The following is a 25,110-nucleotide window of genomic DNA, read 5'->3' as shown; positions in this document are numbered from 1 at the left end:
CGGTCAGAAGGGGACGGACGACGAGTGCGCCGCCCGGACCGCGGCGCCGATGCGCCACAGCAGCGACACCCACCGGGCCGGCAGGCCACGGGACGACTCGGGGACGGTGGTGTGGTGGTCGGGCGTCGGGCGGTCCCGCCCGGCGCCCGGAACGGGCACGCGAGGGGTGGCGGTGGAGCGGGCGTCGGCGGGCACGGCGGGTCCTCGGGGTCTGGTCGGTACGGACGACGGGCGCCGGCCCGGCTCGAGCGGCGCTACGACTGCGGGCGACAGCGCCGGTCGTCGACCGAGAGCTGGTCCGCCGCCAGGAGGCACACGCAGAACGCGTGCGGCGTCGACCTGCCCCGGGAACTCACGTGACCAGCTCACCATCCGCCACCACCCGACGACAAGGGGATGTGACGATCCGGGTCTCGGCGCTTGCCGCACCCGTCAAATGACCGTACATTAAAGAGACGTTCTCTCATTTGTTGAGACACGACTGAGGACCGCATCATGAGCGCAGCAGACCCGGTCGGCGAGGTCGACCCCACCGAGGCGCAGGCACTCGCCGCGCGGGGGGCCCTCCTGCTCGACGTCCGCGAGCCCGCCGAGTGGGCGGCCGGCCACATCCCCGGCGCGGTCCACCTGCCACTGGCCGCGGTCGATCCGGCGGCCGTCCCCACCGACCGGGTCGTCGTCGCGGTGTGCCGCTCCGGCCGCCGCTCCGCGGAGGCCGCGCGGCTGCTCGCCGCCGCGGGGAGGGACGTCCGCAACCTCGCCGGGGGCATGCAGGCGTGGGCGGCGCAGGGCGGTGCCGTCGTCCGGGACGACGGCACGCCGGGCAGCGTGGCCTGATGGTCGTCCTGGCGGCGCTGCTTGGGCTCGTCATGGGCGCCGTCATCGGCGGCCTCGGCGGCGGTGGCGGGGTCCTCACGGTGCCTGCGCTGGTCTACCTGTTGGGGCAGTCGGCCCAGGCCGCGACCACGGCCAGCGTGGTCATCGTCGGCGTCACGGCCACCGTCGGCGTGATCGCGCGCGGCCGGTCCGGAGGCGTCGACTGGCGGACGGGCGTGATGTTCGGCGTCGTCGGGATCCCGGCGGCCTGGCTGGGCACCTCCCTCAACCAGCGCGTCGACCACCCCACCCTCATGCTCGCCTTCGCCGGCCTGACCCTGGTCGCCGCGGTGGCGATGCTGCTCGACGCCCGCGGCAGGCGACGAGCCGCCGAGCCCGCCGAGCCCGCCGCGGCGGACCCGACCGGCGACGACCCGGACGAGCGCGGCGACGCCGCGACGGCACCCGCCCCCGAACCGGGGACGGCCGGAACGGCCCTGGCGACGGACAGGCGATCGCGGGCCGGTCCGCTCCTCGCCACCTCGGCCAAGATCGCCGTGGGAGGGGCGTCGGTCGGCTTTCTCACCGGCTTCCTCGGCGTCGGCGGCGGGTTCCTCGTGGTGCCGGTGCTGGTGATCATGCTCCGGATGCCGATGTCCCTCGCGATCGGCACATCACTGCTGATCATCGCGGTGAACTCGGCCTCGTCGATGGTCTCGCGCCTCGGCGCCCTGCACCTCGACTGGCGGGTCGTCGTACCGTTCGCCCTGGCCGCCGTGGTCGGCACGCTCCTCGGCAAGCGGATCTCCGACCGGCTCTCCGGGCGCACGCTCGGGATCGCGTTCGCGTGGCTGCTCGTCGCGGTCGGGTCGTTCGTCGGCGTCCAGAACCTGCTGGCCCTCTGACCACCCGCCGACCCGTCAGGTGCGCGCCGGCGAGACGCAGGAGCTCGCGGGCCGGTCCGGCCGGGACGGGGCCCTCCGGCCACACCCCGCGCAGGGTCCGTCGCACGCCGCCGCCCGCACCGCCCACGGCAGCGTCCGGGGCCGGCTCTTCCTCCCCGCCTGACGCGTCCGGAGGTCCGCGGACAGGACGAGAGCCCCTACCGTCGGACCCGGAGGCGTGGTCGGGTCGTCCTGTCCCGGGCGTCGGGTCCTCGGCCCCCGGGGAACGGGCAGATCGGCGGGAAGGAGAGGCACGCCCCCGAGGGTTCCCCGGGTGACAGCACCGCCGCCGAGCGAGGAGTGCCGGTCATGATCTTCACCCAGTACTACCTGGACTGTCTGTCCCAGGCGTCGTACCTGGTCGGGGACGAGACGACCGGGCAGGCGGTCGTCGTCGACCCCCGTCGCGACGTGGGCGAGTACCTCGCCGACGCGCAGGCGCACGGGCTGCGGATCGTCGGGGTGATCGACACCCACTTCCACGCCGACTTCCTGGCCGGGCACCTCGAGCTCGCCCAGGCGACGGGGGCGTGGATCGGGTTCGGCTCCCGGGCCCGGGCGGAGTTCCCGGTCCGCCACCTCGCCGACGGTGAACGCGTCGCGCTGGGCGACGTGGTCCTCGAGATCTGGGAGACCCCCGGGCACACCCCCGAGTCGATCAGCGTGCTGGTCCACGAGCACGACCGCGACGAGGTGCCCTACGGCGTGCTCACCGGGGACGCGCTGTTCATCGGCGACGTCGGGCGGCCGGACCTGCTCGCCTCCGCCGGACACACCGCCGAGGAGCTCGCGCGGATGTTGTACGCGTCGGTCCGGCGGCTGATGACCCTGCCCGACGAGGTCCGGGTCTTCCCCGCCCACGGCGCCGGCTCGGCGTGCGGGAAGAACCTCTCCACCGAGCGCTCGTCGACCATCGGCGACCAGCGGACCGGGAACTACGCGTGCCAGGCGATGGCCGAGGAGGACTTCGTCGCCCTGGTGACGGCGGGCCAGCCGGCGATGCCGGGCTACTTCGTCTACGACGCGGTGCTCAACCGCCGCGCCCACGAGGTGTTCGACCCCGCCCGCCACGCGCAGCCGCTCGACCTGGCCGAGGTGCTCCGGCTGCAGGAGGCCGGTGCGGTGGTGGTCGACGCGCGTGACCCGCAGGAGTTCGCCGTCGGCCACCTGCGCGGGTCGCTCAACGTCCCGGCAGACGGCCGGTTCGCCGAGACCGCGGGCACGGTCGTGCGCCCCGACGAGCAGGTCGTCGTGGTCGCCCCGCAGGACCGCGAGGAGGAGATCGTGGTCCGGCTCGCCCGCATCGGGTTCGACCGCGTCGCGGGCTACCTGCGCGAACCCGAGGGCGCGTTCCTCGGCACGCCGGAACGGATCGCCCGCGCCAGCCGGGTCACCGCTCCGCAGCTGGCCGGCGCGGTGCGCGGGGCGGTGCCACCGGTGCTGCTCGACGTCCGCAACCGCGGCGAGCTCGCCCAGGGCGCGATCCCGGGCGCCCGGCACATCCCGCTCGCGCAGTTGCCGAACCGCCTCGCCGAGATCCCGCCGGGCCGGCCCGTGGTGGCCTACTGCGCCGGCGGCTACCGCTCGAGCGTCGCCGCCTCGCTGCTGCGCCGCGCCGGGTTCGCCGACGTGTCCGACCTGATCGGCGGGTACGGGGCCTGGTCCGCGCTCGCCCAACCCGTGAGCTGAGCGCCCGGCGGCGAGCCGGACGGCCCGAGGGCGTCCCGCGTCGGGGTCGGAGGTCCCCCCGGCGCGAGGCCCCGTGCCCCTGCCACGTCGGCGCCGTCCCCGCCAGGCTCGTCGCATGTCCTCCGCGACGATCGGCAAGCCGGACCACGTGCGGCGCGCCGCGATCATGGGTGACTACGCGCGCGCCCGGCGCGAGTTCAGCTGGACGCACGCCCGGCTGGAGCTGTCCGGGCTGCCGGGCGGAGCCGGGCTCAACATCGCCCACGAGGCGGTCGACCGGCACGCCACGCACCCGGCCCGCCGCGGCCGGACGGCCGTGCGGTTCCTGGACCGCGACGGCACGGTCCACGAGCTGACCTACGGCGAGCTCGCGCGCCGCAGCAACCGGTTCGCCAACGTCCTGGACGCCCTCGGGATGCGGCCCGGCGAGCGCGTCTTCACCCTGCTCGGCACGAGGCCCGAACTCTACGTCACCGCCCTCGGGACGCTGAAGGCGCGGGCGGTGCTGGCCCCGCTGTTCTCCGCCTTCGGCCCGGAACCGGTCCGCCGCCGGCTGGAGCTGGGCGAGGCCGCGGTCCTGGTCACCACGTCGGCCCTGTACCGGCGGAGCGTCGCCCCGATCCGGGCCGCCCTGCCGGGGCTGCGCCACGTGCTGCTCGTCGGGCCGCCCGGCGAGGACGGCTGCTCGCTGGACGCCCTGCTGGACGCGGCGAGCCCCGAGTACCGCATCGGTCCCACCGACCCGGGGGACCCGGCGTTGCTGCACTTCACCAGCGGCACGACCGGCACCCCCAAGGGTGCGCTGCACGTGCACGAGGCGGTGGTCGCCCACCATGCCACCGCCCGCGAGGCGCTGGACCTGCGGCCCGACGACGTCTACTGGTGCACTGCGGACCCCGGCTGGGTCACCGGCACCTCCTACGGGATCGTCGCCCCTCTCGTGGTGGGCGCGACGCTGGTCGCCGACGCCCGCGAGTTCGACGTGCGCCGCTGGTACCGCGTCCTCGACGAGCAGCGCGTGACGGTCTGGTACACCGCCCCGACCGCGCTGCGGATGTTCATGGCGGCCGGCCCGGAGGAGGCGCGGCGGCACGACCTGTCGGCCCTGCGGCTGATCGCCAGTGTCGGCGAGCCGCTCAACGGCGAGGTCGTGGTGTGGGCGGACACGGTGCTCGGACGCCCGGTGCACGACACGTGGTGGCAGACCGAGACCGGCGCGATCATGATCTCCAACTTCGCGGGCTCGGACATCCGGCCCGGTTCGATGGGCAGGCCGGTGCCGGGCATCGGCGCCGGGCTGCTGGAACAGGGCCCGGGCGGGCGCGCGCTCGTGGCCCCCGACGGCCGGGTCAAGGTGCTGCACGGCGAGGCGCAGGGCGAGCTGGCCCTGCGGGCGGGGTGGCCGTCGATGTTCCGTGGCTACCTGGGGGAGCCGGAGCGGTACGCCGCCTGCTTCGCCGCCGGCTGGTACCTCACCGGCGACATCGCCCGCCGCGACCGCGACGGCTGGTACTGGTTCGTCGGCCGCGCCGACGACGTCGTCGGGTCCGCCGGCCACCTGGTCGGGCCTTCCGAGGTCGAGAGCACGCTCGTACCGCATCCGGCGGTCGGCGAGGCGGGCGTGACCGGCGTCCTGGACCCGGACGCCGGCGGGCCTGTCCGGGACCCGGCCGCCGGCGGGCCGGTCACGGCCTTCGCGACCCTGCGAGCGGGAGCCGAACGGGGGCCCCAGCCGCCACCCGGCCCCCGGCCGCCCGGTCCGCCCGGGCCCGAACCGCCACCCGTGCCGCCGGTCCCGCCACCCGAGCCCACCCCGGCACCGCCCCCACCGCAACCACCGCCCGGGCCGCGGCCGCCGTTCCCGCCGCCCGAGCCAGTCCCCCCGCCGGAACCCGGGCCGCCACCCGAGCCCGAACCACCCGTACCCCCTCCCGAGCCCGGGCCGCCACCCGAACCCGGGCCGACGCCCGGGCCCTGATCCCGCCGGTCCCGCACCCCGGGCCGCAGGTCGGTCGCCGCCGGTCCGGCTCCGTGCGGCACGGGCGGGGATCAGGGGCGAGTGCGGCACGGGCGGGGATCAGGGGCGACCGCCCTCGACGCGGTCAACCGCCGTGCCGCACCGGCGCGTTGGCCCGTTCGAGGTCGTTCGCGGTGATGTCCAGCAGCCGGTGGGCGAGCTCCGACAGCGCCCGCGCCGCCGCCAGCTCGTCCCCGATCTCGGGCACGTCCCGGTCGGCCGGGTTCAACCGGGCCAGGCCGGTCCCCACCACACGGTCGCTGTCGCGGGTGTGCAGCCGCGCCACCGCGCGCGTCCTGCCCTCGTACTCGTCGATGTCGATCGACACGGTCCAGTGCTTCGCCTCGTGCACGGTGTCCTCCTGGTGCTCCCTGCGGTTCCTCTGTCGACGGTGCTGCGGACGGAGCGACGCCTCAGGCGCCGCTCCGCTGGTCCGTGCCCGGACCGGGGGTGGCCGGTCGGCGTCGTCACCCCGTGCCCGAGCGAGGCGACGAGTACGGCGGCGATGTCGTCGACCGGGAGCACCCGGGCGGCGCGTGCTCGCGCGCGATCGCCGCAACGGCCTGCCACATCAACGGACCGCCTCCTGTTCCCGGCGCGTCCGCGCGCCTGCGACGATCACTCCGATCCCGACGGCCAGCAGGCCGAGGCCGGTCCACAGGGCCACGGCCGATGTGGCGCCGAGCACGGGCACCTGGGCCCCGACCTGGACGTCCGCGGCCACCGGGGCGGTGCCGTCGGCGTTCATCACCACCGCGGTCCAGCTGCCCGACTCCGGCGTCCACAGCGCGGTCTGCGTGCCCGGGCCCGAGGCCGAGGCCACCCAGAAGGTCTGCGCCGCCGGCGGGGTCGCCGGCGCCCCGCCGCCGAGCTCGTCGACCCGGGTCACGACCCGCGGGGTGCCCGCGACGGCCTCGCCGCGCCACACGCCCTGCGCGACGCCGGCGAGATAGCGGTCGACCGCGGCGCTGGGGCCGATCCCGACGAACACGTCGCCGGTGCGGGAGGTGGCACGCAGGGCGACCTCTCCGGCGACGCGCGCGACCGCGTCCGTGTCCGCCCCGGTGTCGATCAGCACCTGTTCCGTACGCAGTGCGGCCCCGCGGGTCGAGGCCGTCCCGACGCCCGAGTCGATGAACCCCGCGGCGTCCCGACCGACCCGGTCGGTGACCAGTCCGGTGAACCCGGCCAGGGTCAGGCCCAGCGCGATCGCCGTGACGACCGCGCCGAGGACGAGCAGCACGGACCGGCCGGCCGACGGCGGCGGCACGGAGGTCGTCCGCGCCGGCGCGACGGGCGGGGCCGGAGGGGCGCCGGCGCCGACGGGCCGGTCCAGGACCGCGGCACCACCGGAGCGGGGCGCGGCCGGCGGCGCGCCGGGTGTGACGGCGGGTGGTTGCGGGGCGGGCGGGACCGCGGCCTCGCCCGGCCCGCCGGACGGCAGGGGCGGCGGCAGCGGGAGCGGTTCGTCCCCGCCCTGGTCGAGCCGGAACGGCGGGTACGCGTCCGTCATCAGGGCCGCGTACGCGACCACCCGCAGCACCCAGCGGTCGAGTCCGAGCGTGAGGTCGAACAACCCGCGGGGGTAGCGCCCGGTGAACAGCAACGCCACGACGGCGAACAGGACCAGCACGGAGACCAGGCCGCCGTCGAAGCCGGTCGCCCCCGTGGTGCCGACGCGCCACACGACGGTGCCGCCGGCACCGATCAGGAAGACCAGCACGAGGTAGTGCGGGAGCGCCAGCAGCCACCACTTCACCAGCACGAGGCCGCGGGACAACCGCTCCGGGTGGTCGATCTCGAGCCGCGCCGGGTAGTCCGCGCGGTCGGCGAGCGTGAACGGCGGGTAGCGGTCCGTGCCGTTCGCGGCGTAGCCGTAGTAGGCGACCCGCCACCCCCAGCGCAGGACCCCGAGGTTGAACCCGAAGATCGCCCGGGGATAGCGGCCCGAGACGAGGATCGCGACGAACGCGACCACGGTCAGGACCCAGAACGCGAGCCCCAGCACGGCCAGCACGATCAGGTGCGGTACGAGCAGGAGCCACTTCAGCAGCCACAGCCAGCGCGACGGCTCGCCCTCGAGCCGACCGGTGACCCGGACCGGGTACGCGGAGTTCGTCATGGTCGTCAGCCTTCGCCGCGGGGAGCCGGGGCGGCAGGGACACCGGGCCCGGTCCCCGCGGCCGGAGGACCCACCCCGCGCGGGCCCTCGGCCGGGTCGGTCGCTTCCTCGGACGCCGGCTCCGCGTGGACGGCGACGACGCCCTCCAGCCGTCCCACCAGCGCCGCCACCCGGGACGTGTGACCGTGGCGGGGGACGGCGCCGCGCAGGGTGACGACACCGCGCTCGACCTCGACGGTCACCGCGTCCGCGGCGGCGCCGAGCAGCGGGCGGAGCACGCCGTCGACGATCTCGGCGCGCAGCTCCGCGTCGTCGCGCAGGAACATGCCGAGGATGTCGGTCCGGCCGACCACCCCGACGACGTGTTCGGCCGTGCCGTGGAACTCGGTCACGGCCAGCCAGCCCACCCCGCGTTCCCGCATCCGGCGCGCCGCCTCCGCGACGGACGCCTCCGGTCGCACCGTCACCACCGCGGTGCTCATCAGCGTCCGCGCCGACGTCGGTCGCCCCGATTCGCGCCAGCGCAGGCGCTCGGGTACCGCCGGGTCGCCGAACTCGGCGGTCCGCAGCAGGTCGGCCTCGGAGACGACCCCGAGCAGCCGGGTGCCCTCGAGGACCGGGACGGCACGGACGGCGTGCAGGGCCAGCAGACGTGCGACCTCGTCGAACTCGGTGTCGGGCCCGACGGACACCACGCGTGTGGACATCACGTCGCGGACCAGGGTCCGCCGCAAGGGCGGGGCGGTCAACGCGCACCTCCCGATGTCCGGGTCGTCCCGCCGGACACCGGCGCCGTCCGGGGCGGGCGGACCACGGTGACCCGGCAGGGCGCGTGCAGCACGCACTGCAGGCCGACCGAGCCGAGCAGCGTGCTCGCCAGGCCTCCGCGGCCCCGGTGCCCCACGACGAGGTCATCGGCGTCCCGGGCCTGGGCCAGCAGCACCGGGGCCGGGGATCCCGGCAGCGCGAGCACGTCGACCGGGACGTCGGCGACGCGCGCGTCGCCCGGGACGAGATCGGCCCGGGCCTCGGCGACCGCCTCGCGCAGGCCGCTCTCGATCCTGTCGGTGACCTCGGCGGGGGTCGGCGGCGCGGTCACCCGGTCGAACTCCGGCCAGTAGTCGGGTGCCTCGAAGGCCATCACGACCCGCACCCGTGCGCCCCGCCGGGCGGCGTCGCGCAGGGCGTGCTCGAGGGCGGTCCGCGCGCCGGCCGAGCCGTCCACCCCCACGACGATCGTCGGTGCGTCCACGGTTCGTCCCCTTCCCGCGCCGGCCTCGTCCCGGCCTTCGGGAGGGAGCCTTCCGCGCGCGGGGTCGCGGGCGAGACGGGTCGCGGGTCCTCGGCGAGGGGGCCGGTGGACCCGGGCGGTCACCTGCCGGTGGCCCCCTCGACGGGGTGGTGCGGGTGCCGCTCGAGGTGGGCGTCGGGCGGCGGGAAGACCAGGCTCTCGTCGTCGTCGAGCCAGTGCACCCGGTAGGGCGGCGACCCGTCGGGGTGGGCCGGGCCGACGACCTGGCCGCGCCGGCCGTGGGACTCGTGCGGTCCGGGCGGCACCACCAGCCAGTCCCCGACCTGGCCCGCAGGTCGACGGGGGTCACGGTCGTCCCTCCGTCCGCCGGGCCGACTCGAGCAGCACCCGCTGCTCCGCGGCGGCGATCGCGGCCCGCGCGGCCCCGACCGCGTCCGGGTTCACCGAGATCGACGTGATCCCGGCGCGGACCAGGAACTCGGCGAAGCCGGGTTCCCGGCTCGGCGCCTGCCCGTACAACGACGTCGGCACACCCGACATGGTGGCCTGCTCGATGATCGACGAGATCGCGGCGAGCACCGCGGGGTCGGACTCGTCGAAGAGCTCGGCGAGCCGCTCGGAGTCGCGGTCGACGCCCAGCACCAGCTGGGTGAGGTCGTTGCTGCCGATCGACACGCCGTCGATGCCCAGGCCCACGTACTCCGGCAGCCAGTGCACCACCGACGGCACCTCGGCGGTCAACCACCGCTGCAGGCCACGCTGCCGTCCCAGCGGGCTGCCGTCGACGAGGTCGAGCACCGCCGCCAGCTCCCACCGGGTCCGCACGAACGGGATCATCAGGTGCACGTTGGGGTGGCGCTCGCGGACCTCGGCGAGCATCCGCAGCTCGAGCGCGAACAGATTCGGCTCCCGCAGGTACCGGTACGCGCCCCGTAGCCGATCACCGGGTTGCGCTCGACCGGCTCGTACGCCTCCCCGCCCTGCAGCCCGCGGAACTCGCTGCTGCGCAGGTCGGTCGTGCGGTAGAGCACCGGGCGCGGGGCGAAGGCCGCCCCGATCCGGCCGACCGCGCCGGCCATCGCCTCGACGAAGCCCGCCTCGTCGCCGGCGGCGAGCACCGCCCGCGGGTGCCGGCCGTCCAGCGCCGAGGTGAGGGCCAGCTCCGCGCGCAGCAGCCCGACCCCGTCGACGTCCAGCGCGGCGACGCGTTCGGCGGCCTCCGGCATCGCCAGGTTGACGTGCAGCTCGGTGCCGGTCGGGATCCGCGCGGGAGCCGGAGCGGGCTCGCCCGCCCGGACCTCGGTGGTGGCGGCCGGCACCACCCGTGCCTCGCCCTCGCGCGTCACCTCGCCGGTGTCGCCGTCGACGGTGACCGGCTCGCCCTCCGGCAGGTCCGCCGTGGCGGTGCGCGCCCCGACGACGCAGGGGATGCCGAGCTCGCGGGCCACGATGGACGCGTGGCAGGTCACCCCGCCCTGGTCCGTGACGACGGCGGCGGCGCGGCGCAGCGTCGGCAACCAGTCCGGGTCGGTCCGGGGCGCGACCAGCACGTCCCCCGTGCGCAACCGATCCCCGTCGCGCGGCTCGTGCAGTACGCGGACGGGCCCGGACGCCCGGCCCGGTGCGGCGCCGAGACCCGCCGCGAGCACGGTGCCGCGAGGCGGGCCCGCCGTCACCGGTTCCTCGGTCGGCTCCTCGGGTCCCAGCTTCGTGGTGACCGGTCGGGTCTGCAGCAGCCAGAGCTGCTGCCCCGCCATCGCCCACTCCACGTCCTGGGGACGGCCGAAATGCTCCTGGACCCGCACGGCGAGCCGCGCGACGGCCTGCGCCTGCGCGTCGCCGAGCACCCGGGCCCCGGCCCGCTCGTCGGTGAGCCGCACGCTCACGCCGCGGCTGTCCGCCCCGGGCACGATCTCGTGGGTCTGGTGCCCGATCCGCACCGACTGCACACTCAGGTCCGGGACGGCCATGACGTAGGTGTCGGGCTCGACGGCCCCGCTCACCACGACCTCGCCCAGCCCGAGCGCGGCCTCGACCACCACCCGGTCGCGCCGTCCGGTCGTCGGGTCGGCGGTGAAGGCGACGCCGGAGCGCTGGGCGTTCACCATCAGCTGCACGACGACGGCCACTGCAGGTTGCGTGTTGTCGCCGAACTCCGCGCGGTAGACGAGCGCCCGCGGTGACAGCGCCGACGCCCAGCAGTCGGCGATGTGCTCGACGAGCTCGCCCGCGCCTCGGACGTCCGTGAACGTGGAGTGCACGCCGGCGAACGACGTCGCGGAGCTGTCCTCGCCGAGGGCGGAGGAGCGGACGGCGACGCTCACCGGGCCGAGGTCCTCGATCCCCAGGCCCGCGTACGCCGTGTGCACCTGCTGGACCAGCTCGGGCCGCAGGCCCACCTTGCGCACCAGGTCCTGCATCCGCTCGCAGAGACCGGCGAGCGTCGTCTGGCGCTGGCGCTCGAACGCGGCCCGGATCGCCTCGCCGTACAGCGTCCCGAGCTCCTCCTGGACGCCCGCGGCCGCCGTCGAGTCCCGGTAGGCGTCGGCGGTGAGGACGAACCCCTTCGGAACGGGGAAGCCGGCCGCGACCAGCTCGCCCAGGTTCGCGGCCTTGGCGCCGACCACCGGGGCGTCGGCCGCGGTGACCTCGGACAGGAGCCGGATCCAACGCGGGTCCAGCGGCTTCATCGCACGACCTCCTGTGTGGCATCGGTGGCGGTCGACTCCGTGGCGGTCGACTCGTTCGCGGTCGGGCCCTCGGCGGCGACCGGTGCATGGACCACCGCGACCGGACACGGCGCGTGGTGCAGCAGGGCCTGCCCGACCGACCCGAGCACCAGGCCGCGGACGGCGCCCCGCCCGCGCGACCCGACCACCACGAGGGCGGCGGTCCCCGCCTGCTCCATCAGCGCCTTCGCGGCGTTCTCCCGCACCAGCACGCGGCGCACGCCGACCCCGGGGAACTTCTCCTCCCAGGGCGCCAGCGCCCGGTCGAGCACCTCGCGCTCGTCCGCGGCGATCGCGTCCCAGTCGAGCAGCGGCTCCAGGAACGGGTCGAGCGCCGCCTCCGCCCAGGCCCGGACGGCGACGAGCAGGCCGCCGCGCTCCGCGACCTCGGCGAAGGCGAAGCCCAGCGCGGCGTCGCCGAGGGGCGTGCCGTCCACTCCGACCACGACGCCCCGTCCCCGGTCCGTGCGGCCGCGCACCACGACCACCGGGCACGTGGCCTCCGCGGCCAGCGTGAGCCCGACGGAGCCGAGCAGCAGGCCCGTGAACCCGCCGCGGCCCCGGTTGCCCACGACCACCAGTGCCGCGGTCCGCGACTCCTCGGCCAGGACGGCGGCCGGCATCCCGCCGACCACCTCGCCGTCGATCTCCAGACCGGGCGCGGCCGTGGCGGCCGCGGCGGCCGCCGTCTCGACCGACTTCCGGGCCGCCTGCATCCTGGCCAGGTGCTGCGTGTCCGCCTCCCGCGGCGGGAGCACCAGATCGGCCCGGGGTGGGCGGACGGCGGCGACCAGGCGCAGCCGCACGCCCCGCCCGCGCGCCTCCGGCGCCGCCCAGCGCACCGCCTCCAGGGCGTGATCCGAGCCGTCGATCCCCACGACGACCGCGCCGCCGACCATGCCCGCCATGCTTCCTCCCGGTGTCCGGACGATCGCCCCACGGTCGGTCGGCCGGGGCCCGGAGCACAGCGGCGCTCCGGCCCGTTCCCCGAGGCCGAAGGACCCCGGGCCTCTGTCAGGGGCCGGCGGCCCAGACCTGCGCCGCCCGGAGGTCCTCGTAGCCGAACGCGCGGATCTGCGGGTGCATGACCTGGCCGGCGACGGAGGCCACGACCTCGGCGGCCGGGACGTCCGTGGCGAGCGCGAGGCGCCCGACCTTGCCCTGGTGTCCCACCACGAACCGGACGTGCCGCAGCAGACTGCCCAGGCTCGTCCACCCGGGGACCCGGCGGACGTGGAGCACGACGCCGGGCAGCTCGCCGTGCGCGTGCATCCACGGGTCGACGGTCGCCGCGAGGCGCTCGAAGTCCTCGATCCGCAGGGCCTCGCTCACCTCAGCGGTGACGACGCCGGTGGTCTCGTCGAGAGTGACCTCGATCCTGGCCCCGGCCGGCAGCGCGGCGAGCCACTCGGCCGCCGGGCCCCGATCCGTCCTCGGGAACACGCGCATCGGGAACGGGACCACGAACGCCGCCCACTGCGTCGGCGTCCGGATCCAGGCGAGGTCGGTGACGACCGCGACCCCGTCGAAGGCCCCGACGGTGCGCAGGCCGAGGGTCATGTCGTCGACGACCGCGGGCGGTGTCAGGCCGCCGAAGTCGTCGTCGATCTCGATCAGGCAACGCAGCCGGCGGCCCTCCCGCACGGCCTCCTCGACCAGGGGCCTGATAACGTCCTCGTAGTCCTGCTGGGTGAGCCGGCCCCCGGCCCGCAGGCCGAGGACGCCGTCCGGCAGTCCGGTCAACTTCTCGATCACGTGGTCCTCCGGTCACGGCGGCCGTCGCCGCCGCGTTCCGTCCCGGTCTGCCCGCACGACAGTCGTGGGTCGGCGACGAGACGCAGGACGTCCTGTTTCGTCACGATCCCCACCACGTCGTGCCCGTCCACCACCGGCACCGCACGCACCCCCTTCTCCAGCATCTCGTTCACGACGTCGGCCAGGTCGTCGTCCGGACCGGCGGACGGGGGCCGGTGCGTCATGACCGCGGCGACCACGCACTCCGGGTCGATCTCGACCGCCCAGCCGTTCGGGAGGTGCCCGCACGTCAGGTCGGCCTCGCCCACGACGCCGACGAGGTGCCCCTCGTCGTCGACCACCGGCGCCGCGCGATGACCGTGGGCCGCGAGGATGGACGCCGCCGCCTGCAGCGGCGTGTCGGGCCGCAACGTCGTGACCGACGCAGCCATGGCGTCGCGAACCTTCATCACGTCCTCCCGGTCCCGACGCGTCCACCGCGGAGCGTCGTCCCCGTCCACGGTCGACCGCCGACGGGATGCGCGGCAGGTGTCGAAGGACCCGGGCCTCCGGACCACCGGCCCGACAGCCCGGACCGTCGGACCGGAGCACCGGGGACCTGCGGTACGCGGGGTGGCACGGCGCCACCGACGCCGCGGTGCCGCCCGCCCCGGGACCTCCGGGGCAGCTGGTCGGGACCAGCGGCCCTCGCGTCACGACGAGACGCTCGCGATCCTCTGATCACGTGACCGAGCCGGCCGAACCGCCGGCCGAGCGAGGAGGTGGCGCATGGGCGCGCCCGTCGTGCACTTCGAGATCGGCGCCGCCAACGGCGACCGGTCCCGCCGCTTCTACGCCGACCTGTTCGGGTGGACCGTGACCCCCTTCCCGGGCGGCGAGGACTACGGCGTGGTGGACACCGGTTCCGGCACCGGGATCGGCGGCGGGATCATGCAGGCCCCCGAGGGCATGCAGCCCTGGGTGACCGTCTACGTGGGGGTGGACGACCTCGAGAAGTCCCTGAGCAGGGCCGAGGAGCTCGGGGCGCGTCGGGTGATGGGCCCGGCCCCCGTCGGCGACATGGGCGAGATCGCGATGTTCGCCGATCCGGACGGCAACATCCTGGGCCTCTTCGCCGCGACCCGCGAGGCCACGCCCGCCGAGCAGTAACGGGGCGCCCACGAGGGCAGCGCCGCCACACCCCGGTCGACCGGCACTCCCTGAGCCGGCCCTCCCGGCGCGAGCGGTGCGACGGCGGCAGGCGGGGCCGGGCTAGAGTCGTAGGGTTGTCGGGACCGCAGCAGCCGGTCCCGGCACGGGAGGCAACCGCCTCGAGCCCGGCGCGGGTCGACCGAGGGTCACCCTGCGGCCGGTGCTGATCGTCGGTCGAGGAGCACTGAGCGCACCACCATGTCGTCCACCGTGCGTGAGCCCGCCGGCGGTCAGCACCCCGGCTACCGGCACGACGTCGTGCTGTTCGGCTCGGACGCCGACCTGGCGGCGGCGAGCCGGGAGTTCATCGTCGACGGGATCGCCGCCGGCGACCTGGTGCTGGTGCACGGACCCGAGCACGAGGTCGAGGTGCTGCGCGCGAGCGTCGGCGACGACCCGCGCGTCGTCTTCACCCCGAACACCGGCCGCTACCAGCACATGATGGCCACGGTCGGGCAGTACCAGCGGCTGTGCGCGCAGGAGAACGCCGCCGGCCGGCGGGTGCGCTCCAGCGGCGTCGTCCCCCTCGGCCCGGACCCGGCGTCGCAGGCCGAGTGGATGCGCTACGAGGCGCTCGTCGGCCGGGTCCTCGGACCGTTCGGTTTCTACGGCCAGTGCCGGTACGACACCCGCACCACCCCGCCCGCCCTGCTCGACCTCGCCCTGGCGACCCACGAGCACGTGGTCACGGCGGAGGGCACCCGACCCGGCCCCCGGGCCCGCACCGCCGCCGACGTCCTCGACCAGCTCGCCCGGCCGGACCGCCACCCCCTCGAGAGCGGCCCCGCCCTGGTCGGCCTGCTCGACTGCCGCTCCCCCGCCGCGGCCCGACGGGCCGTGCAGCACGCCCTGCGGGAGGCCGGCGTCGAGCGGGAGCGCGCGCAGGACTTCGTCGCCGCCGTGAACGAGGTCGTCAGCAACGCCCTGCAGCACGGGAGGCCGCCGGTCGGGGTCAACCTCCACCGTGGGGACGGGCAGTGGCTCTGTGTCGTCACCGATCGCGGGCCCGGCGTCCCGGATCCCTGGACCGGCGTCGACGCGCCCCTCGCCGCGGACCGGACCGGGGTCGTCGGCTCCGGGCTCTGGCTCGCCCGCCAGCTCTGTCACGACCTGGTCATCGGTGCCCGGCCGGGCGGAGGCGCGCGGGTCGCCTTGTTCCTCGACTGCTCGCTCTGACCCCGGAGGAGACGTTCCGCGGCGTCGACTTCCGGGTAGCCCACGTGCTGTCAGGCAGCATCAGCTCGGGCGAACCGACCGGAGGAGTGGACCATGGCCACGGACGACAAGATCGACAACAAGGCCGAGGAGCTGAAGGGCAAGGCCAAGGAGGGCGTCGGTCGCGCCACGGACGACGAGGGTCTCGAGGCCGAGGGCCGCGGGGACCAGGCGTCGGGGCACGTCAAGCAGGCGGGCGAGAAGGTGAAGGACGCCGCCAAGGACGTGTTCAAGAAGTAGCTCGGGATCGCCGGCCCTGACGGGGCACGGCGAGCAGTAGCGCGACGCCATCCGGCAGCCGGTGCGGCTGCCGGATGTCGGGCTGTGGGCGCATCGTCATTCCCCCACGCCCCGTCCCGGTCGCGGGGAATGCTCGCTCCTGGCCTGGCGCCTCCGGTCGAGCCGGGTCATGACCGGGGTCGCCGCGATGCCGTGGAGGACGACGGAGAGGACGACGACGAGCCCGGCCGTCGCCCAGATCTGCTCGACACCGCCGAAGCCGGCCTCGGACGTGGCGTAGGCGATGTAGTAGAAGGTGCCGATCCCGCGGATGCCGAACACGGCGATCGCCGTCCGCTCGCCCAGGTCCCCGTGTCCCCGCCACAGTGCGAGCGTCGCCGTCAGCGGCCGGACGACGAGGACGACGACCAGAGCGACCGCGGCGATCCGCCAGTCGAGTCCCTCGAACAACCCCCGCACGATCGCCCCGCCGAGCAGCACCAGCAACAGGACCGTCAGCAGCCGCTCGATCTGCTCGACGAAGTCGTGCAGCACCTGGTGGTAGTCGTGGCGGCGTTCGGCGGCCCGGATCGACCGGGCGCAGAGGAACACCGCGAGGAACCCGTAGCCGCCGGCCACCTCGGTCAGCCCGTAGGACAGGAAGGTGGCGGCGAGGGCGGTGAACCCCTCGGCGTGCGAGGCCATGTGCAGGACCGTCGACCGCGGGCGGAAGAACAGCAGGCCGAGCAGCCGCCCGGTGACGACGCCGCCCACCACGCCGATCAGGACCTTGAGAATCACGTCCTCGGCGAACCAGGTGCCGAACCCGCCGGCGGTGGCGCCGACCGTCGCGAGCGTGACCGCCAGGTAGACGAAGGGGAAGGCCAGCGCGTCGTTGAGCCCCGCCTCCGAGGTCAGGGCGAAGCGCACCTCGTCCTCGCCGTCCTCGTCCTCGCTGGGCTCACCGACCTGCACGTCGGAGGCCAGCACCGGATCGGTGGGAGCGAGCGCGGACCCGAGCAGGATCGCCGCGGCGGGGGCGAGCCCGATCCACCACCAACCCAGCAGTGCCGCGGCCGCGATGCTCAGCGGCATCGCGACGGCCAGGAGCCGCCACGTCGACGACCAGCGCCGCCAGGACAACGGCCGGTCGAGCTTCAGCCCGGCACCCATCAGCGCGACGATCACGGTCAGCTCCGTGAGGCGCTCCGCGATCCCGGGATGGGCGAGCGGGTCCGGGTCGGGCAGGCCCAACGGGAGCGCGAAGAGCACCACGCCCAGACCGAGGAACACGATCGGCATCGACAGGGGACGACGAGCGAGCAGGCGTGGCAGCAGGCCCGCCAGCAGGGCACCCACACCGACCAGGGCGTAGGTCAGGTCGAGCAGGTCCACGCGGCTACGCGCCCACGGTCCACCGGTCGATGCAGGGCAGGAGGTGGTTCGCGATCGGCATGACCGCGTGATAGCCCGGCACCGACCGATCAAACAGACATCCCGCCCGAACCGTCAGGCGGGCCGGAGGTCACGGCGGCGGTAGCCGACGACCCCGAGCCCGGCCAGGCACGCCGCGACCAGCAGCATCACCGTGGTCGCCGTGACCGCCGCCGGCGCGGCCGGTACGGCGGCCAGGTGGGCGAAGGGCGAGACGGTCGTCACCCAGCGCGGCGCGTCGATGCTCTGGGAGATCACCAGCCACAGGAAGCCGCCGACGCCGGGAATGCTCCCGGCCGCCACCACCAGCCGCGGGCTCCAGCCCAGTGCCAGAACCGCCGCGCCGAGCCCGAGCAGCGAGACCGGCACCGTGTTGAGGGCCCCTGCCACCGCCTCACCGGGTCCGAGTGGCGCGTCGACCAGTGCGGCGCCCGCCCAGAACGCGAGCCCGGCCGCGCCGCTGAGCAGCACCGCGGCCACCGCGGTGACGGCGCCGTGCCCGAGGAGCAGCCGGGTGCGGGTGAGCGGTCCGGCCAGCAGCAGCGGCAGACGCCGGGCGGCCTCGTCGGCGGCGAGCGCCCCGATCCGGACCGCGGCGAACCCGCCGACGGGCATGGCCAGCAGCGCGAACAACGTCGCCGCGTACCCGCGCGCGGTGTCGAGCCCCGCGAATCCCGCGCCGGCCGCGAGGTCGGCGAAGGCGGCGTTCGCGGTGAGGAATCCGGTCAGCGACACGGTGAGCAGCCCGACGAGCAGGTAGTAGGCCCCGACACCGGTGCACCAGCCCGCCCACGGAGCGAGCACGGTGCGCATCGCGAACGCCTCCGGGGAGCCGAGCAGCCCACGCCGAGGCCGCCGGGCGCCGGCCGGACGCACGAGCCCCTCGCCGACGTCACGCCGTCCGGCCAGTGCCGGCGTGACAGCCAGGACGAGCAGGGCCGCGACCGCGAGCACGACCATCGGGCCGACCCGGTCGGCGTGGAACGGCGCGACCTGCGCGGTCAGCCCGAACGGGGACAGCCAGCGCAGCCAGCCCAGGGCGGGTACGCCGTCGCCGATCATCCGCGCGAGCAGCCCGGCGGCCAGGACCGCCGTCGCCGCGCCCGTGGCCGCCGCCCGGCGGCCGGCCACCTGCGCGGCGATCGCGCCGAGGCCGCCGAAGAAGATCCCGGTGAGAGCGAGGCCCGCCCCGTGCAGGACCGCCCCGCGGACCGGCGTCCCGGCCGTGACCAGCGCGAGCGCCACTCCCGCACCCGCGAGCACGGGCACGGCGGTGACGACGGCGAGGACACGTGCGGTCGCCCGCTCGGCCGGCAGGGTGCCGGCGACCAGCAGGGCCCACCGGCCGGAGTCCTCCTCGCCGCGCAACAGCCGGGTGGCCGCGAGCAGCGCCCACATCCCGGTCAGCACCCCGAGCGCGGCGCCGGTCCGCCAGACGGTGAACCCGCCGGCGGTGTCCAGGGCGACCGGCTCGCCGAAGAGCGTGCGGATGGCGGGATTCTGCGCCAGAACCGCCAGGGATGCCGCGCCACCGGGGGCGCCGCCGACCACGCTCTCGTAGGTGAACGCCACGACCGCACTCATCGCGGCCGCCGCGACGACGAGGACCGTGGCGCCACGCCGGACGCTCCGTGCGGCGAGACCCGCCACCGCCCGGCCGGGCCGCGCGTCGAGCCGGCGCGCGGCCGGCCCCCGGGTCGCGCGGGGCGCGAGCGTGCTCATCGCATGCCGCCGTTCGTGCTCCCGTAGTAGCCGAGGAAGATCTCCTCGAGACCGGGCTCGCGCACCCGCAGGTAGTCGGGACCGGCCGACGCCAGCACCTGTAACGCCGGGCCCGGCGGCCCGGTCAGGGTGAACCGCACCCGCCCGGGCGCCGGCACCTCGACGTCGGCCACCCCGGGCAGGTCGTCCAGGACCGGCACCGCCCCGCCGAACCCGGCCTCGACCTCGGTGCGGTGCAACGCCCGTAACGCCGTCACCTCGGCGACGTCGACCAACCGTCCACTGCGCAGGATCGCGACCCGGTCGCAGATCGCCTCGACCTCGGCGAGCTGGTGCGAGCTGAGGAACACGGTCTGACCGCGTTCCCGGGCCTCCCGCACCGCCGCCCGGAACTGCTGCTCCATCAGCGGGTCCAGCCCGCTCGTGGGCTCGTCGAGGACCAGCAGCGGCGCCCGCGTGGCGAACGCCGCGACCAGCGCGACCTTCTGCCGGTTCCCCGACGAGTACGCCCGCGCCGGCGTCGAGAGGTCGAGCGCGAACCGCTCCACCAGCTCGTCCCGGTACGCCGGGTCGACCCCCGGCCCCAGGCGCCCCAGCAGCTCGAGGGTCTCCGCGCCGGTCAGCTGCGGCCACAGGGCCACGTCGGCGGGTACGTACGCGAGGAAGCGGTGCGCGCGGGCGACCTCCGCGGCCGGGACCCCGCACACCCAGGCCCGGCCTGCGCTCGGGCGGGCCAGCCCCAGCAGCAGGCGGATGGTCGTGGACTTCCCCGCTCCGTTCGGGCCGAGGAACCCGAAGACCTGCCCCGCCGGGACCGACAGATCCAGCCCGTCCAGCGCGCGCGTCCGTCCGTAGCGTTTGCACAAACCCTCGGTCCGGACCACAGGGGCGTCCACGGACCAGGCACGGGACAACGACGACACGGGCCACCTCCGGCAACAGAGCACCAACCGTCCACTGCTGCCGACCAGGCTTCCCGGCTCACCTGGGGCGGAGTGTAGCGCCGGTGCCGGACGCCCAGAAGGGTCCGATCAGTGGCAGGACACGTCTTCCCCGGGCCGACCTTGCCGACCATGGCACTGCACCGTCGACCCCTGGCCGCAACCGGACGTTCCGGTAAAGTGGGCAGGGGCGTGCCGGGAAGTCTGGTCGGCGACCGAGTCGCCGACGTGCCCGGAGCCCACGATGCCTACGGCGCCGCCACCACCACCCTCCTCCCCGTCGTCCGAGCCCGACCCGGCCCGGCCGTTGACCGAGCGGGAGAAGAAGGTCCTCGCCGAGCTCGGCGCCGAACTGCAGGCCGACGACCCGAGCCTCGGTGCCGAACTCTCCAGGCCGCCGGCGACCCGCTCGCCGACGCGGATGAAGGTGGACCGGGTCGTGCAGGCCCTGGCGGTCCTCGCCATGGTCCTGGTCCTGGTGCCCGCCGACTGGTTCGGACTGGTCCTCGCCCTGGTCCTCATGGTCGGCTTACCGCTGCTCGTCCTGCTCTGGGTCGACCCCACGCTCCGTCCCCGGGCAGCCCGATCCCGCCGGAACGACGACTCACACCCGCAGGAAGGACAGGGCTGAGGTCACGAACCCGTCCGGTCGCGGGCTCCGGAGCCTTGATCTGCGACGGGAGTTCGCCGTGGGGCAGGTCGGGCTCGAACCGACCGGACGCCGACCAGCGCAACCTAGGCCGGCAGTCGACCCCGGGCCAGGTACCCGCCACCCATGGCCACCTCCTGCACCGCGAGATCCGGCACACGCTCGGCGAGCAGGGCCCACGGTCGGCCGAAGCCCTGCAGGCTCGTGACGTAGGGAGCGTGCAGGGCGAACACGGCGGCATTGACGGCCAGCGCCCACCCGGGGGCCCACTTGCCACCTCCGGCGGCCACCGTGCCGCCCGGGCGCACCGCGGCGAGCACGTTGTCCAGCGCGGCCGGCGACTGGAGTACGTCGTGGACCGCACAGAACAGCACGTGGTCGACGGTCGGCAGCTCGGCCTCGGCCGCAGGGGCCTCGATCCCCAGCACGTTGTGCCAGCCGTGTGCGGCGGCCCGCTTCGCGGCGAGGTCCAGCATCCGCGGCGCGGAATCAACCCCGACGATCCGACCGCCAGGTCCGATGCGTTCCTCGATGCGCGCGAAGCACAGGCCGGTCCCGCACCCGACGTCGAGGACGACGTCGCCGGCGCGTAACGGGAGCAGGTCGACCAGGCGCCGGCGATAGGACGCGAACAGACCCGTGCGCGAGTCGTAGCTTGTGGCGCCGCGGTCGTAGGCGGGCAGGACGGGTGACAGGACGCGTGAAGGGTCGGTCCGCACGGTCGTCGGCATACTGTCCTCTCTTGGCCCCGACCGACGGGCCGGGGCAGGCGGTGAGCGTCCGGCGCGAGGTGCCCCACGTAACCCCGTGGGCACGCGGTGCCGTGGCTGCCGTGTCCCCACGGTCACCGGCGCGATCCCCACGGTCACCGGTGCGGCACAGCGGGACAACACGACGAAGGGCCCTGGGTCCCCCGGCCGAACGACCCTGATGGCCGTTGCGCCGGAACGACGGCCGGCGGTCCCGCGCCTGCTCGCTCGAGCACGCTCCCTTCGCGCACACTCCTGCTCGGAGCGTGGACCACCGAGTGTCGGCGTACTCCGGGAAGGAGTCGACGATGCAGGCGAGCACCATCGGGCATCCGTCGCACCTGCGGGTGCTCGAGCTTCCCGGACGCGGACCTACGACGGTCCGGGAGGTGCCCGGCGCCGCGAGTGGGACCACCCTGGTCCTGCTGCACGGCGTCACCCTCACCGCCGATCTCAACTGCTGTGGCGGCGTCACCCAGGGCTGACCGCGGGGCTCGTCCTGTGCGCGACGGCGCGAACTGGCCGGATCACCCTGGGAGCGCTCGGCCGCACTCCGGCTCCCGGGCTGGTCGCGACGGCGGCCCTGCTGCCGGGCGCGGCCATGCTCAGGGCCGAGGTGGTGGGCACCCACCTACTCGACCACGACGTCGACCCGGCCGACCGCCGGGTCGCCCTCGCCGAGATGCGCCGGACCAGCCTGCTCGACGCGCTCTCCGCCGTGCAGGCGGTGTCCTCGTTCAACGCTGCCGCGGCGCGTACCCGGACCGGGGAGGGTACCGCTCCGGACGGAGCCCGGCCGTGTCCACGTCCGGAGTCTGAACTGCCCTGTCCGGGTCTGGCCTGCCCTGTCCGGCTGGTCAGCGACGCAGCTGTGCGAGCAGCCGTCGGGTGCTGTCGCGGCGGCCCCAGGCGACCACCGCGGCCAGGACACCGACGGTCGCGGGGATCACGACGAGCGCACCGCCCACCGCGATCCAGGTGATCGTCACTGCCCCGATCATCAGGGCGACGAAGCACAGCGCGGCCAGCCCGGTCAGGCGCGGGACGAACATGGCGATCGCGCCGGCCAGTTCCAAGGCGCCGATGAGGTACATGCCGGTGGTGCCCAGGCCCATGGCCTCGAAGCCGGCGACGTTCTGCGCGTCGGCAGTGAGTTTCCCGAACGCGGAGAAGGCGTAGACGGCGGCGAGGAGCACCTGCAGCGTCCAGAGGCCGACGTTCGCGGCGCGCGACTTGGTGGCGGTGGTGGTGGCGGTGATCTCGGTCATCGGAGGCTCCAGCCGTCGTGGGGTGTGCTCGGGGTGTAGACGCCCTGAGTGGGCAGAACTCATCGGCACCCGCGTCCGCGCCATCCCGCTCCTGAGCGCGGCCCTCCGGCACCGCGCCGAACCGGGTGCCGGCGCGCTGCGGTCAACCAGCACGGTGCGCCAGCTCGATTGCGACGGCCCGTAGGGCCGGGCGAGAAGATCTCGCCTGGCCCCCGCGGTCCCAGAGGATCCGGATCGTCGAGCACACCCACCGTCCAGCCCGGCCAGCGTGAACGACGCGGCCAGCGCGCCCGGCGCCGTCCCCGGCCTCGGACCGACCCGGCCACCTCCACCGCACCCTCGTGCGGCTGAGGTTCCCCCGCCAGCTCGGAGTGCTGATTAGCTGACTAGGGCCGGATCGGCCACGTCGGCGGCTGTTGCGGGTGATCGTGCCGCGCTCATCGAGGATCGCGCCGTGGATCACGGCGGGCCGGTGCATGTGGCGTCCGGGACGGGCGTTGTAGCACGTAGCCCGCGCCGCCGGCGACCAGGAACCCGACTCGGAGTGAGTGGTGGAAAGCGCACGTCTGGTCCACCCCGACGGCCGCGAGGACCTCGCGGAACATCGCCGCGCTGGGGGCCTGGTGAGCCTGACCATGGCTCGTCCGTCAGCTCGCGCAGCAACCTCGACCCAGGCACCGCGACGGGGTGTCCGGCGGGGAGAAGGACGGAGAGCCGGACGCGTTCAAGGGTCGTGATCTCAGGGCGAATGCCCACGTCGTACCTCAGCGCCAGCGCGCCGGTTCCGTCGAGCATCCGGGCCAGCAACGCCGCGACGCACCCCTCGACCGGACCCATCGCGACCCCGAGGTGCCCGACCACCGCCCACCGCCCACAGGCGATGCGCGACTTGCACCCGGCCGCACAGTCCGCTGCCATCAAACACGCCGTGCCGCTGCTGCGCCGCGATCGAGGAACAGGGGGACGACATGTTGCTCGACGGAATCAACCACATCGCATGGATCTCCAACGACGTCGCACGCCTGGGACGCTTCTACTCCGAGATCTTCGACGCCGAGGTCGGCCCGACCCGCCCACACGGCGAGGACGGCCGCGAGACCATGACGGTCATCCGCATCGGCCCCCACACCGAGCTGAACATCTTCGTCATCCCCGGCAACACCGAGGCCCAGCGCCAGACACCGATGTGGGGCCGCGGCCGGATCGACCACGTCGGTCTCCAGGCGGCCTCACCCGAGGCCTTCGCGACGATCCGCCGCCGACTCATCGACGCCGGAGCAAGCGATGGCACCGTCAACGACTTCGGCCGCGTCCACAGCCTCTTCTTCCGCGACCGGACGGGCTCGAGGGCGAGGTGCTGGTCGCGAAGGACTCACCCTGAAGCCCTTCGAACAGGCGAAGGCGCGGCGCAACAGCCAGAACCAGGCGCGTCTGTCATATCCGCAGTTCTCGGCGTGGTGGTCGTGCTGGTTCAGACGCTACTCGGCAAGCGGTTGACGGCTCAGCGGTACCGCTGCTCCAGCTCCTGCACCTCGGGCAGCCCGACCAGCGAGGTGAACTCGTCGAAGGCGGGCAGCCCGGGCAGCGCGGCCTGCGGCGTGCCGTCCTTGCGCAGCGTCTCCAGCAGCGACCGGATCCCGGCGGTGGCCGCGAGCAGCGTGCCGATCGGGTAGAGCACCAGCGCGAACCCCAGCTCGGCGATGCGCTCCAGGGTCAGCGGCGGGGTCTTCCCGCCCTCGGCCCAGTTGAAGACGAGCGGGGCGACGCCGGCGAGCTCGCCCGCGACCCGCTCGATGTCCGCCTCCGAGGTGGGCGCCTCGACGAACAGCAGATCCGCGCCCGCGTCCCGGAACGCCCGGGCCCGCTCGATCGCCGCGTCGACACCCTCGACGGCCACCGCATCCGTGCGCGCGATGATCAGGAACTCCGGGTCGCGGCGGGCCTCGGTGGCGGCCCGGATCTTCCCGAGCATCTCCGGCAGCGGCACGATCTCCTTGCCGCTCATGTGACCGCACTTCTTCGGCGTGACCTGGTCCTCGAGCTGGATCGCGGCGACCCCGGCCTGCTCGTAGGTCTGCACGGTGCGCAGCACGTTGATCGCGTTGCCGTAGCCCGTGTCACCATCGGCGATCACCGGCACGTCGACGGCCGCGACGAGCCGCCGGGCGTTGTCGGCCATCTCGGTCCCGGTGAGCAGGCCGACGTCCGGGCGCCCCAGCAGGCCCGCCGTCGTCCCGAACCCGGTCATGTAGACCGCGTCGAATCCCGCCTGCTCCACGAGCCGGGCGGACAGGGCGTCGTAGGCGCCGGGCGCGAGGAGCGGGCCGGGCCCGCAGAGCAGGTCGCGCAGCCGGGCGCGGGGAGTGCGCGAGCTCAAGAGTCCGGACACGAGGGATCC

23 protein-coding genes and 2 pseudogenes are annotated in these 25,110 nt (G+C 75.1%); 9 read left to right on the top strand and 16 right to left on the bottom strand.

Translation table 11 applies throughout. The features are described 5' to 3' along the window. Positions 1–3 precede the first annotated feature (3 nt). Positions 4–195: a hypothetical protein gene (locus ABD990_RS04040; RefSeq protein WP_345378400.1), complete on the bottom strand. Its 192-nt coding sequence runs from the start codon at positions 193–195 to the stop codon at positions 4–6. Between the two features lie 300 nt (positions 196–495). On the opposite strand from ABD990_RS04040, the gene ABD990_RS04035 reads away from it, so the two are divergent. The 4 genes from ABD990_RS04035 to ABD990_RS04020 all read left to right on the top strand — a co-directional run bounded on the left by ABD990_RS04035 (position 496) and on the right by ABD990_RS04020 (position 5,427). Continuing rightward, a complete protein-coding gene (locus tag ABD990_RS04035; protein ID WP_345378399.1) occupies positions 496–837 on the top strand; it encodes a rhodanese-like domain-containing protein in 342 nt (113 codons plus the stop codon). Next, on the top strand, positions 837–1,721 hold the full coding sequence (locus ABD990_RS04030; RefSeq protein ID WP_345378398.1) for a sulfite exporter TauE/SafE family protein: 885 nt from the start codon (positions 837–839) through the stop codon (positions 1,719–1,721). The genes ABD990_RS04035 and ABD990_RS04030 overlap by 1 nt, the downstream gene beginning before the upstream one ends. 348 nt (positions 1,722–2,069) lie before the next feature. Continuing rightward, positions 2,070–3,449 carry a rhodanese-like domain-containing protein gene (locus tag ABD990_RS04025; RefSeq protein ID WP_345378396.1) on the top strand — a complete coding sequence of 460 codons (1,380 nt, stop codon included), beginning with the start codon at positions 2,070–2,072 and terminating at the stop codon, positions 3,447–3,449. Between the two features lie 115 nt (positions 3,450–3,564). Then, a complete protein-coding gene (locus ABD990_RS04020; RefSeq protein WP_345378395.1) occupies positions 3,565–5,427 on the top strand; it encodes an AMP-binding protein in 1,863 nt (620 codons plus the stop codon). 124 nt (positions 5,428–5,551) lie between these two features. Here ABD990_RS04020 and ABD990_RS04015 read toward each other — a convergent pair whose 3' ends face one another. The 9 genes and pseudogenes from ABD990_RS04015 to ABD990_RS03975 all read right to left on the bottom strand — a co-directional run bounded on the left by ABD990_RS04015 (position 5,552) and on the right by ABD990_RS03975 (position 13,773). Beyond that, positions 5,552–5,818, bottom strand: a complete 267-nt coding sequence (locus tag ABD990_RS04015; RefSeq protein WP_345378393.1) for a DUF1876 domain-containing protein — start codon at positions 5,816–5,818, stop codon at positions 5,552–5,554. Between the two features lie 219 nt (positions 5,819–6,037). Beyond that, the gene (locus ABD990_RS04010) at positions 6,038–7,588 is read right to left on the bottom strand and encodes a DUF4389 domain-containing protein (protein ID WP_345378392.1); all 1,551 of its coding nucleotides are present in this window, start codon (positions 7,586–7,588) and stop codon (positions 6,038–6,040) included. Between the two features lie 5 nt (positions 7,589–7,593). Then, on the bottom strand, positions 7,594–8,337 hold the full coding sequence (locus tag ABD990_RS04005) for a CBS domain-containing protein (RefSeq protein ID WP_345378391.1): 744 nt from the start codon (positions 8,335–8,337) through the stop codon (positions 7,594–7,596). Then, positions 8,334–8,840 carry a universal stress protein gene (locus ABD990_RS04000; RefSeq protein WP_345378390.1) on the bottom strand — a complete coding sequence of 169 codons (507 nt, stop codon included), beginning with the start codon at positions 8,838–8,840 and terminating at the stop codon, positions 8,334–8,336. The genes ABD990_RS04005 and ABD990_RS04000 overlap by 4 nt, the downstream gene beginning before the upstream one ends. Before the next feature lie 119 nt (positions 8,841–8,959). After that, positions 8,960–9,154 (bottom strand): annotated as a pseudogene (locus ABD990_RS03995) (DUF1918 domain-containing protein); the annotation flags it as partial. Positions 9,155–9,185: 31 nt separating this feature from the next. Then, positions 9,186–11,530: pseudogene (gene ppsA, locus ABD990_RS03990) on the bottom strand (phosphoenolpyruvate synthase). Then, complete coding sequence (locus ABD990_RS03985; protein WP_345378389.1) at positions 11,527–12,477, bottom strand: universal stress protein; 951 nt, start codon at positions 12,475–12,477, stop codon at positions 11,527–11,529. The pseudogene ppsA and the gene ABD990_RS03985 overlap by 4 nt, the downstream one beginning before the upstream one ends. Positions 12,478–12,583: 106 nt before the next feature. Continuing rightward, positions 12,584–13,324: a SpoIIAA family protein gene (locus ABD990_RS03980; protein ID WP_345378388.1), complete on the bottom strand. Its 741-nt coding sequence runs from the start codon at positions 13,322–13,324 to the stop codon at positions 12,584–12,586. Beyond that, positions 13,321–13,773, bottom strand: coding sequence for a CBS domain-containing protein (locus tag ABD990_RS03975; protein ID WP_345378386.1), 453 nt, complete (start codon positions 13,771–13,773; stop codon positions 13,321–13,323). The genes ABD990_RS03980 and ABD990_RS03975 overlap by 4 nt, the downstream gene beginning before the upstream one ends. 319 nt (positions 13,774–14,092) lie before the next feature. Between ABD990_RS03975 and ABD990_RS03970 the strand changes: the two genes are divergently transcribed. The 3 genes from ABD990_RS03970 (at position 14,093) to ABD990_RS03960 (ending at position 15,970) form a co-directional block, all read left to right on the top strand. Beyond that, on the top strand, positions 14,093–14,473 hold the full coding sequence (locus tag ABD990_RS03970) for a VOC family protein (protein ID WP_345378385.1): 381 nt from the start codon (positions 14,093–14,095) through the stop codon (positions 14,471–14,473). 252 nt (positions 14,474–14,725) lie between these two features. After that, entirely contained in the window at positions 14,726–15,691 is a 966-nt protein-coding gene (locus ABD990_RS03965) for an MEDS domain-containing protein (protein WP_345378383.1), read from the top strand. A gap of 93 nt (positions 15,692–15,784) precedes the next feature. Continuing rightward, positions 15,785–15,970 (top strand): CsbD family protein, encoded by a 186-nt coding sequence (locus tag ABD990_RS03960; RefSeq protein ID WP_345378382.1) that lies wholly within the window; start codon positions 15,785–15,787, stop codon positions 15,968–15,970. Between the two features lie 96 nt (positions 15,971–16,066). Here ABD990_RS03960 and ABD990_RS03955 read toward each other — a convergent pair whose 3' ends face one another. The 3 genes from ABD990_RS03955 to ABD990_RS03945 all read right to left on the bottom strand — a co-directional run bounded on the left by ABD990_RS03955 (position 16,067) and on the right by ABD990_RS03945 (position 20,001). Next, positions 16,067–17,344: a cation:proton antiporter gene (locus tag ABD990_RS03955; protein WP_345378380.1), complete on the bottom strand. Its 1,278-nt coding sequence runs from the start codon at positions 17,342–17,344 to the stop codon at positions 16,067–16,069. 114 nt (positions 17,345–17,458) lie between these two features. Further along, positions 17,459–19,105 carry a polyketide antibiotic transporter gene (locus ABD990_RS03950; protein WP_345378379.1) on the bottom strand — a complete coding sequence of 549 codons (1,647 nt, stop codon included), beginning with the start codon at positions 19,103–19,105 and terminating at the stop codon, positions 17,459–17,461. After that, positions 19,102–20,001 (bottom strand): ABC transporter ATP-binding protein, encoded by a 900-nt coding sequence (locus tag ABD990_RS03945; RefSeq protein ID WP_345378378.1) that lies wholly within the window; start codon positions 19,999–20,001, stop codon positions 19,102–19,104. Before ABD990_RS03945 ends, ABD990_RS03950 begins: the two co-directional genes overlap by 4 nt. 289 nt (positions 20,002–20,290) lie before the next feature. On the opposite strand from ABD990_RS03945, the gene ABD990_RS03940 reads away from it, so the two are divergent. Continuing rightward, the gene (locus ABD990_RS03940; RefSeq protein ID WP_345378377.1) at positions 20,291–20,677 is read left to right on the top strand and encodes a DUF3040 domain-containing protein; all 387 of its coding nucleotides are present in this window, start codon (positions 20,291–20,293) and stop codon (positions 20,675–20,677) included. A 104-nt stretch (positions 20,678–20,781) separates the two neighbouring features. Here ABD990_RS03940 and ABD990_RS03935 read toward each other — a convergent pair whose 3' ends face one another. After that, positions 20,782–21,426, bottom strand: coding sequence for a class I SAM-dependent methyltransferase (locus ABD990_RS03935; RefSeq protein ID WP_345378376.1), 645 nt, complete (start codon positions 21,424–21,426; stop codon positions 20,782–20,784). Positions 21,427–21,752: 326 nt separating this feature from the next. Between ABD990_RS03935 and ABD990_RS03930 the strand changes: the two genes are divergently transcribed. Then, a complete protein-coding gene (locus ABD990_RS03930) occupies positions 21,753–21,929 on the top strand; it encodes a hypothetical protein (protein ID WP_345378374.1) in 177 nt (58 codons plus the stop codon). A gap of 372 nt (positions 21,930–22,301) precedes the next feature. On the opposite strand, the gene ABD990_RS03925 is transcribed toward ABD990_RS03930, so the two are convergent. Together ABD990_RS03925 and ABD990_RS03920 are read right to left on the bottom strand one after the other, a co-directional pair. Beyond that, entirely contained in the window at positions 22,302–22,712 is a 411-nt protein-coding gene (locus ABD990_RS03925) for a DoxX family protein (RefSeq protein WP_345378372.1), read from the bottom strand. A 1,501-nt stretch (positions 22,713–24,213) separates the two neighbouring features. Further along, complete coding sequence (locus ABD990_RS03920) at positions 24,214–25,101, bottom strand: isocitrate lyase/PEP mutase family protein (protein WP_345378370.1); 888 nt, start codon at positions 25,099–25,101, stop codon at positions 24,214–24,216. Positions 25,102–25,110: the final 9 nt, after the last annotated feature.

This window comes from Pseudonocardia yuanmonensis (genome assembly GCF_039542425.1).
Lineage (GTDB): Bacteria > Actinomycetota > Actinomycetes > Mycobacteriales > Pseudonocardiaceae > Pseudonocardia > Pseudonocardia yuanmonensis.
Note: the sequence above shows the minus strand (reverse complement) of the source record. Positions and strands in the feature narration are given on the sequence as shown.

Coding starts and splice junctions, on each gene's coding strand:
- ABD990_RS04035 (WP_345378399.1), top strand. CDS start 496: ATGAGCGCAGCAGACCCGGTCGGCGAGGTCGACCCCACCGAGGCGCAG.
- ABD990_RS04030 (WP_345378398.1), top strand. CDS start 837: ATGGTCGTCCTGGCGGCGCTGCTTGGGCTCGTCATGGGCGCCGTCATC.
- ABD990_RS04025 (WP_345378396.1), top strand. CDS start 2,070: ATGATCTTCACCCAGTACTACCTGGACTGTCTGTCCCAGGCGTCGTAC.
- ABD990_RS04020 (WP_345378395.1), top strand. CDS start 3,565: ATGTCCTCCGCGACGATCGGCAAGCCGGACCACGTGCGGCGCGCCGCG.
- ABD990_RS04010 (WP_345378392.1), bottom strand. CDS start 7,588: ATGACGAACTCCGCGTACCCGGTCCGGGTCACCGGTCGGCTCGAGGGC.
- ABD990_RS03985 (WP_345378389.1), bottom strand. CDS start 12,477: ATGGCGGGCATGGTCGGCGGCGCGGTCGTCGTGGGGATCGACGGCTCG.
- ABD990_RS03975 (WP_345378386.1), bottom strand. CDS start 13,773: ATGAAGGTTCGCGACGCCATGGCTGCGTCGGTCACGACGTTGCGGCCC.
- ABD990_RS03970 (WP_345378385.1), top strand. CDS start 14,093: ATGGGCGCGCCCGTCGTGCACTTCGAGATCGGCGCCGCCAACGGCGAC.
- ABD990_RS03960 (WP_345378382.1), top strand. CDS start 15,785: ATGGCCACGGACGACAAGATCGACAACAAGGCCGAGGAGCTGAAGGGC.
- ABD990_RS03950 (WP_345378379.1), bottom strand. CDS start 19,105: ATGAGCACGCTCGCGCCCCGCGCGACCCGGGGGCCGGCCGCGCGCCGG.
- ABD990_RS03940 (WP_345378377.1), top strand. CDS start 20,291: ATGCCTACGGCGCCGCCACCACCACCCTCCTCCCCGTCGTCCGAGCCC.
- ABD990_RS03935 (WP_345378376.1), bottom strand. CDS start 21,426: ATGCCGACGACCGTGCGGACCGACCCTTCACGCGTCCTGTCACCCGTC.
- ABD990_RS03930 (WP_345378374.1), top strand. CDS start 21,753: ATGCAGGCGAGCACCATCGGGCATCCGTCGCACCTGCGGGTGCTCGAG.
- ABD990_RS03925 (WP_345378372.1), bottom strand. CDS start 22,712: ATGACCGAGATCACCGCCACCACCACCGCCACCAAGTCGCGCGCCGCG.